This is a genomic window from Nocardia amikacinitolerans NBRC 108937 (assembly GCF_001612615.1).
In the GTDB taxonomy this organism is placed as follows: Bacteria; Actinomycetota; Actinomycetes; order Mycobacteriales; family Mycobacteriaceae; genus Nocardia; species Nocardia amikacinitolerans.
Map to the genome: position 1 here is coordinate 128034 of NZ_BDAU01000014.1, position 3120 is coordinate 131153.

A 3120-nucleotide genomic window follows, 5' to 3' on the forward strand; every position below is an offset into this window, starting at 1 on the left:
CAACCCCTCGTCGCTTGCCGCTCAGTGTATGTCCGCACTCGGGATACCCCGAATCAGTTACGGAGCGAGAGTCTCTCGTCCTTGATGGTCTGGACGATCTTCGCGATCTCCTTGTTGATCATGATCGCGAACTTCTTCTCGTCGACGGGCTGCGCGACCGGCGGCAGATCCGGAGCGATCACATATCTGCCGTCATCGGGCAGATCCCGCCATTTGAGCTCGAGGGTGAGCCGTCCGCGCGGACCGTACACCGAATAACCCTGACTCACGCGCACCACCCCGCGCGACGCCGCGGACGTCTTTTCGAACCGTTCCCCGGACATCGAGGTGGAGCCGCCGTAGGGGTCGTCCCACAGGCCGGAGCTACTCGTATCGACCATCTCTTCGCTCTTGGGCACCGGCAATTCGATACTGCCCTGTTTTCCCGGTCCGACTTTCGGCAGTTCGGCCACCACCGCGTCGGCGAGCGCCAGCGGCTCGCATTCGGTGACGGTGAAGCCGGCGGCGTGCTCGAAGGTCTTGCCGGTCACCTGCTTCAGCACGTACCCGCGGTCGCCACGCCGGACCGCGAGCATCCGGATCCAGCCTTCCGCGCGCTCGTACTCCCGCTCGTCGAATCCGCGCACTTCCAAAGCGATATCCGGTTGCAACACGGCCTCGGAAATCTCGTCGAGCACCCGATCGTCCGTGCCCCGCCACCGATCCCGAACAAGGTACAACGCGCGTTCGTATTCATCGGTGGTCCGCATTTCACAGATGTAGGTGAACGGACGCGGGAGAATGGTGCCCTCGGACCGGGACCACAGGGCCATGAACTCGGTGTCGGTGAATTTCCAAGTGCGACTCACTGTTCGACCACCGGCCTGACCACCTTCGGCGCCTCACCGAGCAGCTCGTCCATATGCGAGTCGGACTCGAGGTAGGCGGGGCGCTTGTAGTTCTGCTGGCCTTGACCGGCGCCCTGTCCGGCCGCACCGGCGGGGCCGGGGGAACCGGGCATCGCCTGCGGGGCCGCCCCGGCTCGGCCGAGCGCGCCGAGACCCGTTCCCGCGGCGGTCACCGCCGTGGCGGCGCCCGCGCGAGGGAACAGCTTCGCGGCTTCGGTCAGACCCATTCCCTTTGCCATGGCGCCGGGGCCAGGCCCGGGGCCGCCGCCGAGTTTCGCCGCCAAGTCGCCCGGCTTCGGTATGCCGTTGGTCAACGCGTTCTGTGCGGCTTGCTGCGCCGCCGCCAGCGCCTCGCTCGCACCCTTCTGGCCACTCTGGAGTGCTTGCTGCGCAGCTTGCTGCGCGGCCTGCAACCCTTGCTGGGCGGCTTGCTGTGCGGCCGACGCGGCTTCCCGCGCAGCGGCTTGCGTCTGCTGCTGCTTCTGGTAGGCCGCTTGCTGCGCGGCCGCGTCCTTGGCGCGCTGCTCGGCCTCGGCCTGCCTGCGCTCGTTCTGGGCCCGCTGCGCCTGCTCGTAGGCCTCTTGTTCCCTCGCGCGCCGGGCCGCGTCTCTGCGCTGTTGCTCGGCGAACTCCGCGGCCTTCCGCTGCTCGTTCGCCGCGTTCGCCTGCGCCTTCTTCTGCTCCGCGCTCAGACCGGGACCGGGGCCGGGGCCCGCCTTGAGGTTGGCGGGACCGGGGCCTGGGCCGGGGCCCGGACCGGGACCTGCGGTCTGGCGCGGCAGCGCCTGCCTTTCTTCCTCGGAGAGTTTGCCGTCGTTGTTCGTGTCCCCCGGGATCTTTTCCTTGTCGTCGATCTTGCCGTCTTTGTTCTTGTCCCGGGGGTCGTAGATCGGCGGGACGCCCTCGAACGCTTGGGTCGGGTATACGAGTTTCGGAATGCTCCTGGCCGTGAACTCGACACCCCGCACGTAGGATTCGCCGAACATCTGCTGCCGGTCGGTCAGGTAGTACGTGGGGTCTTCCTCTTCCGTCGCGTAGGGCGGAGCCCAATAGTGGGTATCCACCAAAAACTGCGAGGTGTATTCGAGGAGCGCGTTGTGCTGCATGGCGGTCGTGGCCAGCGGCTCGAGGGAGAGCCGATAGTTGTCGAGGGCTTTTCTCATCGCCTCGGCGCCTTCGCCCTGCCAGACTGTCTCGTCCCCCGCGGCCGGGTTCAGGTATTGCGCAACCTTGTTGCCGAAGGCCGTACCCCACTCGGTGATTTTCTCGCCGATATGTTTCCAATTCGCGGCGTCATCGGCAACCATATCGGCGACGACGCCGCCCTCCAGGTAGTTCCGGTTCGCATGAAGGGTCGCCCACGATTTACCTTGGGTTTCCCCGATACCCGTGGTGATGGGCGTCGAGCCCTTCATGTCCGGCTGCTTCCGGTTGTCCTTGATATGAAAATCACTCGTGTAGTCGCTGGGCGCTTTTTCACCGTAACGACATTCACCATCGTGATGGCCCGTGCAACCTTTGCGATGTCCATGATCGCCCTCGCGCTGAGTCAGCGCCCCCGGCGCATTTCCATCGGCGTAGTGCGTTTCTTGGAGATCGGTATGGATCGCGTCCAGCTGACGGGTGAGGCTCTCGACGTTGTCGCCTTCGGCCTTGGCCATGTTCTTACCCGCCGCGACGACAGAATCGAGCATGTCGTCGAGGATCTTGTGGTGCGCGCCGAGGATGCGATACATCTCCTGGCCCTGCTTACCGAATTCCCTGGCGAGCGCCGGACCCGAGGATATGGCGGGCGTGGACAAGTCGACCATGGAGGAAAGCGAGGTGGCGTTGCCCCGCAGGGAGAAGAACTTCCACTGCAAATCCGAGATCGCCTGCCCCACCTCGAGCGCCGCCTGCGGATCGAACTTGATCCAACCCGCGTCGCCAGAACGGTTCTTGATGTCCGGCCAGGGGTTGTTGGGCAGCGGCAGCTCCGGGATCGCAGGCCCTGTGCTCCCGCCGTCGTCTTCCCTAGGTGGCATGCCTCGTACTCCTCGACTATCTCCGAAACTCCGGGACCGTCACGTGCGTCCGTGTGCCGTCTGGCATCCATCTTGTCACGGATACGCCGTCGAAACATCTCCGCACGACCGTAAGACCCAGTGACGCAAGGCGTCCGGATGTTCGCACATTATCGCTTGCCCGTTGTTATCCGAACATGGTGGCGGGCAAGGAAAGCCCTAAGGAACGG

General features: G+C 65.0%; 2 protein-coding genes. Both read right to left on the reverse strand.

All coding sequences use genetic code 11. The annotated features are described in order from the left end of the window. Positions 1–53: 53 nt before the first annotated feature. The gene (locus NAM01S_RS14445) at positions 54–848 is read right to left on the reverse strand and encodes an ESX secretion-associated protein EspG (protein WP_067785106.1); all 795 of its coding nucleotides are present in this window, start codon (positions 846–848) and stop codon (positions 54–56) included. Continuing rightward, positions 845–2911 (reverse strand): hypothetical protein, encoded by a 2067-nt coding sequence (locus NAM01S_RS14450; protein WP_067785109.1) that lies wholly within the window; start codon positions 2909–2911, stop codon positions 845–847. The genes NAM01S_RS14445 and NAM01S_RS14450 overlap by 4 nt, the downstream gene beginning before the upstream one ends. Positions 2912–3120 lie beyond the last annotated feature (209 nt).

Bases quoted from the DNA above. Each gene is read 5' to 3' on its own strand.
- NAM01S_RS14450 (WP_067785109.1), bottom strand. From the start codon at position 2,911: ATGCCACCTAGGGAAGACGACGGCGGGAGCACAGGGCCTGCGATCCCG.